12 protein-coding genes are annotated in these 14,220 nt (G+C 68.7%); 3 read left to right on the top strand and 9 right to left on the bottom strand.

The window, feature by feature from the left end; translation table 11 throughout:
* Positions 1 to 54: 54 nt before the first annotated feature.
* From fabG1 to LBW94_RS03760, 6 genes are all read right to left on the bottom strand, one after another.
* A complete protein-coding gene (gene fabG1, locus LBW94_RS03785) occupies positions 55 to 777 on the bottom strand; it encodes a 3-oxoacyl-ACP reductase FabG1 (RefSeq protein WP_225060953.1) in 723 nt (240 codons plus the stop codon).
* Positions 778 to 867: 90 nt separating this feature from the next.
* A complete protein-coding gene (locus LBW94_RS03780) occupies positions 868 to 1,878 on the bottom strand; it encodes a VWA domain-containing protein (RefSeq protein WP_225060952.1) in 1,011 nt (336 codons plus the stop codon).
* Positions 1,875 to 2,843: a DUF58 domain-containing protein gene (locus LBW94_RS03775; RefSeq protein WP_225060951.1), complete on the bottom strand. Its 969-nt coding sequence runs from the start codon at positions 2,841 to 2,843 to the stop codon at positions 1,875 to 1,877. The genes LBW94_RS03780 and LBW94_RS03775 overlap by 4 nt, the downstream gene beginning before the upstream one ends.
* Before the next feature lie 26 nt (positions 2,844 to 2,869).
* A complete protein-coding gene (locus LBW94_RS03770) occupies positions 2,870 to 4,003 on the bottom strand; it encodes an AAA family ATPase (RefSeq protein WP_225060980.1) in 1,134 nt (377 codons plus the stop codon).
* 219 nt (positions 4,004 to 4,222) lie between these two features.
* Entirely contained in the window at positions 4,223 to 5,644 is a 1,422-nt protein-coding gene (locus LBW94_RS03765) for an NlpC/P60 family protein (protein WP_225060950.1), read from the bottom strand.
* Between the two features lie 584 nt (positions 5,645 to 6,228).
* On the bottom strand, positions 6,229 to 6,750 hold the full coding sequence (locus LBW94_RS03760; RefSeq protein ID WP_225060949.1) for a DUF6676 family protein: 522 nt from the start codon (positions 6,748 to 6,750) through the stop codon (positions 6,229 to 6,231).
* Between the two features lie 307 nt (positions 6,751 to 7,057).
* Between LBW94_RS03760 and acnA the strand changes: the two genes are divergently transcribed.
* The 3 genes from acnA (at position 7,058) to LBW94_RS03745 (ending at position 11,164) form a co-directional block, all read left to right on the top strand.
* Positions 7,058 to 9,871: an aconitate hydratase AcnA gene (acnA, locus tag LBW94_RS03755; RefSeq protein ID WP_225060948.1), complete on the top strand. Its 2,814-nt coding sequence runs from the start codon at positions 7,058 to 7,060 to the stop codon at positions 9,869 to 9,871.
* A gap of 67 nt (positions 9,872 to 9,938) precedes the next feature.
* Complete coding sequence (locus LBW94_RS03750) at positions 9,939 to 10,505, top strand: TetR/AcrR family transcriptional regulator (protein WP_225060947.1); 567 nt, start codon at positions 9,939 to 9,941, stop codon at positions 10,503 to 10,505.
* A 188-nt stretch (positions 10,506 to 10,693) separates the two neighbouring features.
* A complete protein-coding gene (locus LBW94_RS03745) occupies positions 10,694 to 11,164 on the top strand; it encodes a hypothetical protein (RefSeq protein ID WP_225060946.1) in 471 nt (156 codons plus the stop codon).
* Here LBW94_RS03745 and LBW94_RS03740 read toward each other — a convergent pair.
* The 3 genes from LBW94_RS03740 to LBW94_RS03730 all read right to left on the bottom strand — a co-directional run bounded on the left by LBW94_RS03740 (position 11,161) and on the right by LBW94_RS03730 (position 14,122).
* Positions 11,161 to 11,853 (bottom strand): hypothetical protein, encoded by a 693-nt coding sequence (locus LBW94_RS03740; protein ID WP_225060945.1) that lies wholly within the window; start codon positions 11,851 to 11,853, stop codon positions 11,161 to 11,163. The two genes, LBW94_RS03745 and LBW94_RS03740, sit on opposite strands and share 4 nt — an antisense overlap.
* Positions 11,854 to 12,122: 269 nt before the next feature.
* Positions 12,123 to 12,362, bottom strand: a complete 240-nt coding sequence (locus LBW94_RS03735; RefSeq protein WP_026342841.1) for a helix-turn-helix domain-containing protein — start codon at positions 12,360 to 12,362, stop codon at positions 12,123 to 12,125.
* Between the two features lie 128 nt (positions 12,363 to 12,490).
* The gene (locus LBW94_RS03730; RefSeq protein ID WP_225060944.1) at positions 12,491 to 14,122 is read right to left on the bottom strand and encodes an ABC-F family ATP-binding cassette domain-containing protein; all 1,632 of its coding nucleotides are present in this window, start codon (positions 14,120 to 14,122) and stop codon (positions 12,491 to 12,493) included.
* Positions 14,123 to 14,220 lie beyond the last annotated feature (98 nt).

Raw genomic sequence — 14,220 nt, 5'->3', positions numbered from 1 at the left:
GTCTGGTTCCGGTCGCGCCGGAACGGGGTGGGTGCGGGCGGGAATGCGACAAGGCTAGTGGCCCATGCCCATACCGCCGTCGACGGGGATGACCGCACCGCTGATGTAGTCGGCGTCGTCGGAGGCCAGGAAGCTGATCGCCGCCGCGACCTCCTCCGGCTGACCGGGGCGCTGCGCGGGGATGCCGTACTTCAGCACCACGTCGCGCATCTCCTGGCTGACCTCGTCGCGGGTCATGTCGGTGTCGATGAAACCGGGCGCGACCACGTTGGCGGTGATGTTGCGCGAACCGATCTCACGGGTGATGGACCGCGCGATACCGACCAGACCGGCCTTGGACGCCGCGTAGTTGACCTGACCCGGGCCGCCGCCGAGGCCGACCACCGAGCCGAGGAAGATCATCCGGCCCCACTTGGCCCGGATCATCGCGCGGGTGGCCCGCTTGGCACACCGGAACGCGCCGGTGAGGTTCGCGTCGATGACCGCCGAGAACTGATCCTCGCTCATCCGCATGAGCAGCGTGTTGTCCAGGATGCCGGCGTTGGCCACCAGCACCTCCACCGGGCCCTGCTTGGCCTCGACCTCGGCGAACGCCGAGTCCACCGAAGCCATGTCCGTCACATCGCATTTCACACCGAACAGCCCGTCCGGAACGCCGGAGCCCCGATGTGTGACAGCAACCTTGTGCCCGTCGGCAACCAGACGCTGGGCGACCGCGAGTCCGATACCGCGGTTGCCGCCGGTCACCAGAACCGATCGGGAAGTGATGTTCGACATACGTGCAAACCTATCTGTTCGGGTTCGTCGTCCGACGGCGGGACCCTGTCGCCATGGTGTCCGTGTGACGCGTTGTGGTGCAGAGCGTTGTCATGGCAGACGTTGACGATAGACCAGACCGCTGACCACTCCGGCCGCCGTGATGAGAAGTCCCAACAACAGCCACGGCCGGCTCGCGTCGCCCATCTGCATCTCGAAACCGATCTGCTTGTCGAGCGTCTTGTAGACCGAACTCAATTCCTCGAGCGTGGACGCGGTGAAGAAGTCGCCGCCGGAGATCTTGGCGATCTCACGTAGTGCGTCGTCGTCGACCGGGACCCGCACCCGCTGCGTGCCCTTACCGTCCTGGTCCGGGATCTCGACGGTGCCCCACGTGGTGCCGAACGAGATCGTCGACACCGGAATGCCCTTCTGCTTGGCCACCCGCGCCGCGACGAAGCCGTGCCGCGGATTGTCGACGTCCTTGTCATCGGGCACAGTCTGTTTGCCGTCGGACATCAGCACGATCCGGGCCGGTGGCGGGGTCTCCGCGCCGCCGAGCACCGACGCCAGCGTGTCGATGGCCTGCAACGCGCTGAAGATGCCCTCGCCGGTGGCGGTGCGCTCGGCCAGCTTCATGTTCTGGATCGCGGCCTTCACCGCCTCCCGGTTGGTGGTCGGCGACACCTGCACCGACGCGGTACCGGCGAAGGTGACCAGGCCCAGATTGATTCCGGGGGTGAGGCCGTCGACGAATTCGCTGGCCGCCTTCTTGGCGACCTGGATGCGCGACGGCGGCACGTCGGTGGCCTCCATCGACAGCGACACGTCGATGACCAGCATCACGGTGGCCCGGTTGCGCGGCACCCGTTTCGCGGCCTGCGGCCCGGCCGCGGCAATGGTCAGCAGCACCAGGCCGACCAGCATCAGCGCCACCGGCGCGTGCCGCCAGGCGCTCGGCCGCTTCGGTGCGACCTGTTCCAGCACCTCCATATTGGAGAACCGGAGCATGTGCCGTTTGCGCCGCCGCTGCACGACCACGTACAGCAGCGCGATCGCCGCGACCACCAGCAGGAACGCCAGCCAGGCGGCGGCGGTGAAATTCGATATCGAGAAGTTCACTGTCGGGGCACCCGCCCGCTCGGGGCGCCGAAGGTGTGGCGCCGGGTGGAGACGAACCGGACCACGTCGGCGATCCAGTCCCGATCGGTCCGCAGCGTCATCACCGGTGCGCCGGCGCCGCGCAGCGCCTGCTCGACGTCCTCGCGATGCCGTTGCGCGGCCCGCGCGAAATCGCTGCGCAGCGAAGCGGTCACGGTGAACTCGCGGGTGTGGCCGGTCTCCGGATCGTGCAGCACCACGTCACCGACATCGGGCAGATCCAGATCCAGCGGATCGAGCACCTCCACCGCGAGCAGATCGTGCCGCCCGGCGATGGCGCGCAGCGAACGCTGCCAGTCGATCGTGCCGAGGAAGTCCGAAAGGACAACGGCCAGACCACGTTTGCGCTGCGGCCGGCGCAACGACTCGATGGCGCCGCGCAGATCGCCGCGGACACCGTCGGCGGCGTGCGGAGTGGTGGCGATGCGGCGCAACATGGCCTGCGCGTGCACCCGCCCGCTGCGGGCCGGAATCCGGTACAGCCGTTCACCATTGGCCACGACCGCGCCGATGCGGTTACCGCCGCCGCTGGTGAGATGGGTGACCGCCGCGGCCGCCGCGACCACCAGATCCCGCTTCTCGCACAGGGCGGTACCGAAATCCAGGCTCGCGGACAGGTCGACCACGAGCCAGGTCTCCAGCTCCCGGTCGGCGATCATCTGCCGCACGTGCGGATGGGTGGTGCGGGCGGTGACCGACCAATCCATCTGCCGCACATCGTCACCCGGTTGATACAGCCGGGCGTCGCCGGGTTCGGAACCCGGCCCGGGGATCAGGCCGAGATGGTCGCCGTGCAGCACGCCGTCGAGGCGGCGGCGGACCGTCAGCTCCAGAGTCCGCAGTGCGGCCGTGAGTTTCGGGTCGGTGAGCTCGCCGCCACGGAACGACGGCGGCGCATGTGTCGGGGAATTCGCTGGGATCGTCACTGGCGCAACCGAATCCGACACTCCGATCACTGACGGGGTGGCTGCGGGACGACCGGGCCGCCGTTGGGCGCCGGCGCGGGCGGCACCGGCACGGCGCCGGGCACCGCCGACGACCCCTGCGGCACGCCACCGGGCATGTTGGCCTGCGGGGCCACCTGCGGCATGCCGATGGTCTGCAACACCCGCCGGATCACGTCGTCGGGGCTGACCTCGTCGGCGAGCGCGTCGTAGGACAGCACCAGGCGGTGCCGCAGCACATCCGGGATCACCTCCACCACATCCTGCGGCACCACGTAGTCGCGGCCGCGGATCAGCGCGACGGCACGGGCGGCGGCGATGATGCCGAGGCTGGCGCGCGGCGAGGCGCCGTAGGCGACCCACCCGGCCACATCGTCCATACCCGACTCGGCGGGCTTACGGGTCGCGGCGATCACCCGCACCACATAGTCGACCAGCGCGTGATGCACGAAGGTGTTGGCCGCCACCCGCTGCAAGCGGATGAGCTCCGTCGGCTCGAGGATCCGCTTCGGCTCCGGCGGGGTGACACCCATCCGGTAGATGATCTCGCGTTCCTCCTCGACCGAGGGATAGTCGACGACCACCTTGAACAGGAAGCGGTCGCGCTGCGCCTCGGGCAGCGGGTACACACCCTCGCTCTCGATCGGGTTCTGCGTGGCCATGACCAGGAACGGATCCGGCATCGGATAGGTCTTGCCACCGATGGACACGTGCCGCTCGGCCATCACCTCGAGCAGCGCGGACTGCACCTTGGCGGGCGCGCGGTTGATCTCGTCGGCGAGCACGAAATTGGCCACCACCGGGCCCAATTCGGTGTCGAACTGCTCGCGGCCCTGCCGGTAGATGCGGGTACCGACGAGGTCGGTGGGCACCAGGTCGGGAGTGAACTGCACCCGGGAGAAGCTGCCGCCGACCACCCTGGCGAAGGTCTCCACCGCGAGTGTCTTCGCGATGCCCGGAACACCTTCCAGCAGCACGTGACCCCTGGCCAGCACACCCACGAGCAACCGTTCGACCAGCCGGTCCTGACCGACGATGACGCGTTTGACTTCGTAGATCGCCTTTTCCAAGGTCTGGACGTCACGTTCGAGAGAGCTGGGAACCGGCTCCGGCGCATCTGCCACCGAACCGACCGCGCTCACACCGTCCGTCGAAGTCACCAAACTCCCCGCTTTCGCTGTGGTCCTCTGTGCAGCGCACCCGGTGGTCAGCCGTGCCGCGCACACGAATATTCGCGTGCCGCGCACACCGATACGCTGTGCTGTGTCCCCAACTATTCCAGGTCCGCACGAAAGATGCCGCAACCGGGATGGGTTTGTTCCGGCCGGATTCTCCGGCGATTCACAGACTTCGGCCGCGCCTCAGGAGATCAGGCGGATCGCGTAGGGCATGATGCCGCCCTCCCGGACCGCCGATACCCGGACCACCTCACCCGATTCCGGCGCCTCGATCATCCTGCCGCCGCCGAGGTACAGCGCCACGTGCTGGCTACCGCCGGGCCCCCAGAACAGCATGTCGCCGCGTTCCCGCTCGGCCACCGGCACCCGCGCGCCCATGTGGTACTGGTAGCCGCTGTAGTGCGGCAACGAGATACCGACCCCGGCGAAGGCGTACAGCATCAGACCGGAACAGTCGAAGCCCACTTTGTCGTAATCACCGAAGCTGTCGGCGACGCCGCCGTCGTGAATGCCCTTGGTCGGCCCGTTCTCGTCACCGCCACCCCAGGAATAGATGACGCCCAGCTGCGACATCGCGCGATCGACCACCGTCTCGATGAGCTGACCACGGTCGCCGGCGGGCCGGCCCGGCGGAGTCATCGACGAATGCGGTGACGGCGAGTTGCCCAGCTCGGTGTGCGGCCGGTGGCCGGCGCCCAGTTGCGCGGCCCGGCCGAGGGCATCGCCGTCGGCGGCGGCGCGGGCCGCGGCCGCGGCGGCCGCTGCGGCGGCGGCCTCCTCCTCGGCCCGGCGCTGCTGGTCCCAGGCCAGATAGGCGTCGCGCTGACCCCGCAGGCCGGCCACCTGCTGACGCGCGAAATCCAGTCGCTGCTGGGCGGAATCGCGCTGCGACACCAGTCCGGCGCGGCGGGTGGCCTGCGTGTCCTGGGCCGCCCGCGCGGCCGCCACCGCCGATTCGGCGTCGGAGCGCTTGGCGTCGGCCTCCGCCGCGGCGGCGTCGGCGACCTGTTTCGCCTCGCGGGCCACCGAATCCTTGTTGGCCCGCTCGACCTGGGCGCGGCGCAGTTCGTCCAGCGCCGACTGCTGTGAGGTCGACACCACGCTGAGCAGCTGCGACCGGGTCAGCGCCACATCCGGGGTCGCGCCCGACAGGTAGCTGGTCATCGAGCCGGTGGCCGGGCTGGTGTACGCCCCCACGGCGAAGCGGTCGAAATCGGCGCGCGCCCGTTCCACCTCGGTGCCCGCGGCGGCCAGTTCGTGCTGGGTGGCGGTGACCGCGTCGGCCGCGGCATCGGCGGCCGCGCGGGCGGTCTGGAGGTCGACCAGCGCCTTGTTGACCGCCTCACGCTTGATCGCGACGTCGGCGTCCAGCTGCTGCAATTGCTGATCGGCGCCGGCGACCTCGTTGATCAGCCCGCCGACCTGCGCCACCCCGCTGTCCACCTGAGCGCCCGCGGCGGCGATGTCACCGTCGCTGGGATTGGGGGGCGGTGGCGGCACCGCACCGGCGACCGCCGGTAGCGCGACGATCGCACATACCAGCAATCCTCCAGCGACCTCGTGCAGTCTCCGGCGGCGCGTCCACGACGCTCGCGGCACTCGCATCAGACCTCCCTGGATCCCGCCTGCGGTTCCCGGGGATCGGGGTGATCACCGGGACTGCGCTGTGCGACCGGTATGGCATCGCCTCATGAGCACCAGCAATAACTTCGAGCTGAACGAGCAACTTGGCACTCTTGCGTCACTTCTACCTCGAGAGTGCCGTGGGCAACCGTACGACACTTCTCCCTCGTAGATAACGAAGTCAGCAGAATGACGACGAGGTAATTTGTCGGTTGCGTAACAATAGCCAGATGCGCCAATGGAATCCGCGCGCAAAACCGACCGCCCGTTCATTCCTCGCCATTCCGGCATGCTTCGGGTCGGCGCGCGGCGGGTGCATCCGGACAGCCGCCGGATCGAGCGACCGGGCCGAATCCGAGCCGACTCCCCCTCGACTCCGGCCCGCGCCGAATTCGTGACGGGAGGCGCACGGCGAATCCGCCGCAACACGAGCAGCCGACGGAAGGCGGCCGAGCCAGGACTGGAGGGCCGACGGCTCGAGCACACTGGCACGAACGGCTCAGGCACGCTCGCGCAGACCGTTCAGGCACACTCGCACGAACGCGATCAGGCGCGCTCGGACCGGTTCAGGCGCGCTCGCGCGCCGCGCGCCGCGACTTCACCAGATACAGCCCGCCGATGGTGAGCACCGCCCCGGCCAGCAGTACGCCGGTGACCGCGGTCCAGGCGGCGTGGTCGGGTGTCTCCAGCCGGGTGACGAAGATCTGCGCGGCGTCGGCGCTGTGGCCGCCCCGGTACTTGGCGGTGTCCTCCGCCCACTCCAGCCGCGAGCGGCTGATGGTGTCGCTGTAGGTGCCGACCCAGTCGTCGCTGAGCACCACCACCGTGCCGTGGGTGGACTTGCCCACCGCGGTGGCCAGATCACGCAGATCGGAGTCGCGGCCCGGATTGCCCGGCACCACCACGATGCTCAGCTGGATACCGTGAGCCTGCGCGTCGGCGGCGATCTGCACCAGTTGGGTGTCGTCCTTGCCGGTGGGGACGGAGACGTGATCGTCGGCCAGATCCGCCACGATGGTGCCCAGATCCACGTTGGGCGGAAGTTCCACGGCCATGGGGATGAGAACCGAGGTGTGCGAGGCGGTCATTGTCCATCCGGTTAGTCGAGCCGCTCGGGCGAGCGGCGGCATCCAACAGTGTCGCAGGTGATGGTGATTCAGCACGCTGATGACGCCCTTCGGCACCGAACGCTCCGAGGGGCTTGCGTGAACAGTACGCGACCGGGGAGTGTGGGCTGCGGGAGCGGCCGCCCCGACGGCCCCCGCGCGTTTCACAGGACAAGCGTACTGTTACCGTGGGAAGCACGAGGCGCACAGCCGCGACTGCGCCCTCGACCGGAGTCGCCGGCACAGCCCCGCCGGCGGCCAACCCTCACCGACGAGTGGAGCTGAACGTATGACGAGCATCGATACATTCGGCGCCAAGGGCACCCTCGAGGTCGGAGATCGGTCGTATGAGATCTTTCGACTCTCCAGCGTGCCCGGCGCCGAGAAGCTGCCCTACGCACTGAAGGTACTCGCGGAGAACCTCCTCCGCACCGAAGACGGCGCAAATATCACCGCCGATCACATTCGCGCACTGGCGAACTGGGATCCGTCGGCCGAACCCGACACCGAGATCCAGTTCACCCCCGCCCGGGTGATCATGCAGGACTTCACCGGCGTCCCCTGCATCGTCGACCTCGCCACCATGCGCGAGGCCGTGTCCACCCTCGGCGGCGACCCGAACAAGGTCAACCCGCTGTCGCCCGCCGAGCTGGTCATCGACCACTCCGTCATCCTCGACGTCTTCGGTACAGCCGACGCCTTCGAGCGCAATGTCGAGCTGGAGTACGAGCGCAACGGTGAGCGGTACCAGTTCCTGCGCTGGGGCCAGGGCGCTTTCGACGACTTCAAGGTCGTGCCCCCGGGCACCGGCATCGTGCACCAGGTCAACATCGAGTACCTGGCCCGCGTCGTCATGGTCCGCAATGGGCAGGCCTACCCGGACACCTGCGTCGGCACCGACTCGCACACCACCATGGTCAACGGCCTGGGCGTGCTGGGCTGGGGCGTCGGCGGCATCGAGGCCGAGGCGGCCATGCTGGGCCAGCCGGTCTCCATGCTGATCCCGCGGGTGGTCGGCTTCAAGCTCACCGGCGAGATCCAGCCCGGCGTGACCGCCACCGACGTGGTGCTGACCGTCACCGAGATGCTGCGCAAGCACGGCGTGGTCGGCAAGTTCGTCGAGTTCTACGGCGACGGCGTGGCCGAGGTGCCGCTGGCCAACCGCGCCACCCTGGGCAACATGAGCCCCGAATTCGGTTCCACCGCAGCGATCTTCCCGATCGACGCGGAGACCGTGAACTATCTGCGCCTGACCGGCCGCACCGACGAGGAGCTGGCGCTGGTCGAGGCGTACGCCAAGGAACAGGGCATGTGGCACGACGCCGCGCACGAGCCCGCCTACTCCGAGTACCTGGAGCTGGACCTGGGCACCGTGGTGCCGTCCATCGCCGGCCCGAAGCGCCCGCAGGACCGCATCCTGCTGTCGGAGTCGAAGATCGCCTTCCGCAAGGACATCCACAACTACACCAACGACCCCGAGGCCGCCCCGCACTCCAAGCTGGACGAGGCGATCGAGGAGTCCTTCCCGGCCAGCGATCCGGCCGAGCTGAGCTTCGCCGACGACGACGCGATCGTGTTCAATGCCGCCAACGGCAGCGCCGGGCGGCCGTCCAAGCCGATCCGGGTGCGCGACGAGGACCGCGGCGACTTCATCATCGATCACGGCGCGGTCGTGGTCGCGGGCATCACCTCCTGCACCAACACCTCCAACCCGACGGTGATGATCGGCGCGGCGCTGCTGGCCCGCAACGCGGTCGAGAAGGGCCTGACCTCCAAGCCGTGGGTGAAGACCAACATGGCGCCGGGTTCGCAGGTGGTCTCGGATTACTACGAGAAGGCCGGCCTCTGGCCGTATCTGGAGAAGCTGGGCTTCTACCTGGGCGGCTACGGCTGCACCACGTGTATCGGCAACACCGGGCCGCTGCCGGAGGCGATCTCCAAGGCGATCAACGACAACGACCTGTCGGTCGCCGCGGTGCTGTCGGGCAACCGTAACTTCGAGGGCCGCATCTCCCCCGACGTGAAGATGAACTACCTGGCCTCGCCACCGCTGGTCATCGCCTACGCGCTCGCGGGCAGCATGGACTTCGACTTCGAGCACGACGCGCTCGGCACCGACCACGACGGCAACGAGGTGTTCCTGCGCGACATCTGGCCCGCGTCGCAGGAGATCGACGACACCATCAAGTCGGCGATCAACCAGGACATGTTCCGCAAGTCCTACGCCGACGTCTTCAAGGGCGACGAGCGCTGGCGCAATCTGCCCACCCCGCAGGGTGACACCTTCGAGTGGGCCGACGCGTCGACCTACGTGCGCAAGCCTCCGTACTTCGACGGCATGCAGGTGGAGCCGGCCCCGGTCGGCGACATCACCGGCGCGCGCGTGCTCGCGCTGCTCGGCGATTCGGTCACCACCGACCACATCTCGCCGGCCGGCAGCATCAAGCCGGGCACCCCGGCCGCGCAGTACCTCGACGCGCACGGCGTGGCGCGCGCGGACTACAACTCGCTGGGCTCGCGGCGCGGCAACCACGAGGTGATGATCCGCGGCACCTTCGCCAACATCCGGCTGCGGAACATGGTGCTGGACACCATCGGCAAGGACGACGTCACCGGCGGCTACACCCGCGACTTCACCCAGCCCGGTGGCCCGCAGGCGTACATCTACGACGCCTCGCAGAACTACCAGGCCGCGGGTATCCCGCTGGTGGTCCTGGGCGGTAAGGAGTACGGTTCCGGTTCGTCGCGGGACTGGGCGGCCAAGGGCACCAGCCTGCTGGGGGTGCGCGCGGTGATCACCGAGTCCTTCGAGCGGATCCACCGCTCCAATCTCATCGGTATGGGCGTGATCCCGCTGCAGTTCCCGGCGGGTGAATCGGCCGCGTCGCTGAAGCTGGACGGCACCGAGACGTTCGATATCGCCGGTATCACCAAGCTGAACGAGGGTGTGACTCCGAAGACTCTGCGGGTGACCGCGACGAAGGAGTCCGGCGAGCAGGTCGTCTTCGACGCGGTCGTCCGGATCGACACGCCCGGTGAGGCCGACTACTACCGCAACGGTGGCATCCTGCAGTTCGTGCTGCGCAACATGATTCGCAGCTGACACTGCGGGCGCCACGGTCCGGGCTCCGAGTTGCTCGGGGCCCGGGCCCTTCCCGTTTGGAGGAGCCATGCCCAAGGTCAGTGATGACCATCTCGCGGCCCGCCGCAGCCAGATACTCGACGGAGCGCGCAGCTGCTTCGCCGAATACGGCTACGAGGGCGCCACGGTACGGCGTCTCGAGGAGGCGATCGGACTGTCCCGTGGTGCGATCTTCCACCACTTCCGGGACAAGGACGCGCTGTTCCTCGCGCTGGCCCAGGAGGACGCCGAGCGGATGGCCGACGTCGCGGCCAATCAGGGCCTGGTGCAGGTGATGCGGGACATGCTCGCGCATCCCGAGGAGTACAACTGGCTCGGCACCCGGCTGGAGATCGCGCGGCGGCTGCGCACCGATCCGGAGTTCGCCGCGGGCTGGACCCAGCGTTCGGCCGAGCTCACCGCCGCCACCCTGGCCCGGCTGGAACGCCGCAAGGCGGCGGGGGCGCTGCGTGACGACGTCCCCACGGACGTGCTGCTCGGCTACCTGGATCTGGTGCTGGACGGGCTGATCGCCCGCATCGCCTCCGGGCACGCCAACGACAATCTCGACGCGGTGCTGGACCTCGTCGAGGCCTCGGTCCGCCGCAAGCCGTGACCCGAGGGTTGCCGGACGCGATATCCCGAACGAAAAACTCACGGCGATAGGGCATTTCGGGCATCCACGCGAGGATTGCCACAGTGTCACCGAATATCCCGATGCCGGTCGATCCGCACCGCGACCACGCTATGATCGGTACCCGTTCAGGTCCCGTAGCAAACAGCGAGCAGATCGGAGACCACACCATGATCGAGGTCGTCCCCTCGTCCGATCCGGATGTCGCGGCGCCGCAGGCGGGCGCCACCGCCACCGCGGCAACCCTGTCCGGCCAACTCGTGTCCGTGTCCGACCGCGCGGTGGTGGTGCGAGTCGGCGAGGGCACATGGACTTTCGACCCCGGCGATATCGTCGACATCGAAACGTTCGGCGCACCAGCCGATTCCACGTCCGGCTCCGCGCTGGTCCGGGTCCGGCCCGGCGCAACCGCCGATTTCACGCAGCGGCGGCGTATCGCGCTCACGGAGCGCCCGATGACGTTGCCTCCGAACAACTCCCCCGCCCGCGGCGACGAACAGTTGCAGCAGCTCACCGAGAAGTGGGCCGACACACTGCATCTCAGCACCCGGCCGGGCGTCGGTGGCGCCACCCTCACCTGCTGCCAGACCCGATCCTTCGCCCGCAGCGACGACGGCATCGCCTGCGACAGCCTGGACTAGGCGCCACCGTGCCCGCTCGACCGGCCGGCGCGGTGCTGATCGTCACCGAGTCCGACGATCTGCACGCCGACGCGGTGGCCGCGACCCTGCTCCGCGACCATCGGCTGTCCCCACTGCGCCTGGACATGCGCGACTTCCCCAGGGCGGGTGGCAGTTTCCGGCTGGACCGGGCCGGCGTCGGCCGCAACCTGGGACAGCTGCCCGGCCTCGACGAGGTGAGCGCCGTGTGGTGGCGCCGCCCGCGCCGCACCGAGGTGCCGCCGGGCACCCGCCGCGCCGACGACGAATACCGGCAGGCCGAATGCGACGGCTTCCTCCAGGGCCTGCTCTGGTCGCTGCCCGCGCTGTGGGTCAACGACCCGGGCGCCGAGCGCACCGCGAGCCGCAAACTGGTCCAGCTCGAGGTCGCGCGCCGGTCCGGCTTCGCCGTCCCGGAGACCCTGGTCACCACCGACCCGGACGAAGCCCGCAGCTTCGCCGAATCCCGGCCCGGCCCGGTGGTGTACAAGCGCACCGGTACCGGGCGTGCGGAATTCTCCGAGACCCGCCTGGTCACCGCGGCCGACCTGGCCCGGCTCGACAGCATCCGCTGGGCGCCGACCACCTTCCAGGACTACGTCGACGCGGACTGCGATCTGCGCGTGGTCTGGATCGACGGTGTCGAGTGGACGACCCGCATCGACTCGCAATCCGGTGTGGGACGGGTCGATTCGCGCCTGGACACCTCGGTCGACTTCCGGCCCGGACGATTGCCGGCGGCGGTCAGCAAATCCCTCAACACCCTGATGGGCGCCTTGGGACTGGTGTTCGGGGTGCTCGACATCCGGCTCGGTCTCGACGGCGAGTACTACTTCCTGGAGGTGAACCCTCAGGGCCAGTTCGCCTATCTGGAGATCAAGACCGGATTGCCGCTGTTCGCGAGCCTGGCCAACTATCTGGTCACCGGTGACGCGGCGGCCTACTTACTGGTCGCTTTGCGGCGATTCGCGCCACCACGACTGCGGAGTTGCACATGCGACTCCACCAGTACGTTGTGGATGAACCCGTACGAACGGCCCGTCTCGCGGGCCAGTGAACGGATGCTGGCACCCGCCTCGTACTGTTTCTTCAACTGGGTTTGCAGTCGGTCTCGCGACTTTCCGGTGACGCGCGTGCCCTTACCCAATGCAGACTTCCCCTGTGCGGGCCTGTCACTCATGGCTTCCTCCGGTTGCCCTGCAGCCTTATTCAAGGCTAGACACTCCGGCCGTTGTGATCAACGTTTCCGTGTGATTCGGATCACCAAAATCCCGGCAAAGGGTGTGCCGGTGCGACGGGCCAAGGGGCTCAAGCGAGTTGGATGAGCTCCAGATAATCCTGTGACCAGTGATCTTCGGTGCCGTCGGGCAGCAGGATCACTCGTTCCGGATTGAGCGCCTCGGCCGCGCCCGGATCATGGGTGACCAGCACGACCGCACCCGAGTAGCTGCGCAACGCGTCCAGCACCTGCTCGCGGGAGATCGGGTCCAGGTTGTTCGTCGGCTCGTCCAGCAGCAGCACATTGGCCGCGGAGGACACCAGGCCCGCGAGTGCGAGACGGGTCTTCTCACCGCCGGACAGCGTGCCCGCCGGCTGCTCCAACTGCGGGCCGGAGAACATGAACGCGCCGAGCAGGCCGCGCAGATCCTGTTCGCCCGCATCCGGAGCCGCGTGGCGGATGTTCTCCCACACCGTGGCGGCGTCGTCCAGGGTGTCGTGTTCCTGGGCGAAATAGCCGACCTTCAAGCCGTATCCGGGATCCAGCTGTCCCGCCGTCGGCTGCTCGACACCGGCCAGCAGGCGCAGCAGCGTGGTCTTGCCGGCGCCGTTGAGGCCCAGCACCACCACCCGGCTGCCGCGGTCGATGGCCAGATCGACACCGGTGAAGATCTCCAGCGAGCCGTACATCTTGGTGAGATTGCTCGCCATCAGCGGGGTCTTGCCGCAGGAGGCCGGTTCGGGGAACTTGATCCGCGCCACCTTGTCGGCCACCCGGATCTCGTCGGCCTCCGCCAGCATTCGTTCGGCGCGTTTCAGCATTTGCTGGGCGGCAACGGCTTTCGTCGCCTTGGCGCCCAGCTTGGCGGCCTGCTGCTTCAACGCCGACGCCTTCTTCTCGGCGTTGGCGCGCTCGCGGCGGCGGCGCTGCTCGTCGGTGGCGCGGGCATCGAGGTACTTCTTCCAGCCCATGTTGTACATGTCGGCCTCGCCGCGCACCGCGTCCAGGAACCACACCTTGTTGACCACGGCCTCGAGCAGATCCACATCGTGGCTGATGACGATGAGGCCGCCGTCGTGGCTCTGCAGGAAGCCGCGCAACCAGGTGATGGAGTCGGCGTCGAGGTGGTTGGTGGGCTCGTCCAGCAGCAGGGTGGTGCCGGATTTGCCGCCGCTGCCGTCGGAGGCGGCGAAGAGGATGCGGGCCAGCTCGATCCGGCGGCGCTGGCCACCGGACAGGGTCTGCAACGACTGACCGAGCACCCGATCCGGCAGGCCCAGGCTGTGGCAGATCCGGGCCGCCTCGCTCTCGGCGACGTACCCGCCCAGGGCGGAGAACCGCTCCTCCAGCCGGCCGTACTTGCGGACCGCCTTCTCGCGTTCGGCGTCGTCGGCGACCTCCGCCATCAGCGCCTGCTGCTTCTCCATCTCCCGGATGAGGGTGTCCAGGCCGCGGGCGGACAGCACCCGATCGCGAGCCAGGACGCCCAGATTGCCCTCGCGCGGGTCCTGGGGCAGATAGCCCAGTTCGCCGGAGCGGACGACCTGCCCGGCGTACGGCTCGCCCTCGCCGGCCAGGATGCGCAGCGTGGTGGTCTTCCCGGCGCCGTTGCGGCCTACCAGGCCGATCCGGTCGCCGGCCTGCACCCGCAGCGCCGATCCGGGCGCCGTCAGCAGGGTGCGGACTCCGGCCCGGACCTCCAGGTCGGTCGCGGTGATCACAAAGGTCTCCTCGAGCTGATTGTGACGGGGTTGGCGGCGGCTCGTGCCGAGTGTGGTCCCGCTACCCGCACGCCGACCACTCATTTTACCGGTGTCCG

The sequence above is a fragment of the Nocardia sp. alder85J genome, from assembly GCF_020176955.2.
Taxonomy (GTDB): Bacteria; Actinomycetota; Actinomycetes; order Mycobacteriales; family Mycobacteriaceae; genus Nocardia.
Note: the sequence above shows the minus strand (reverse complement) of the source record. Positions and strands in the feature narration are given on the sequence as shown.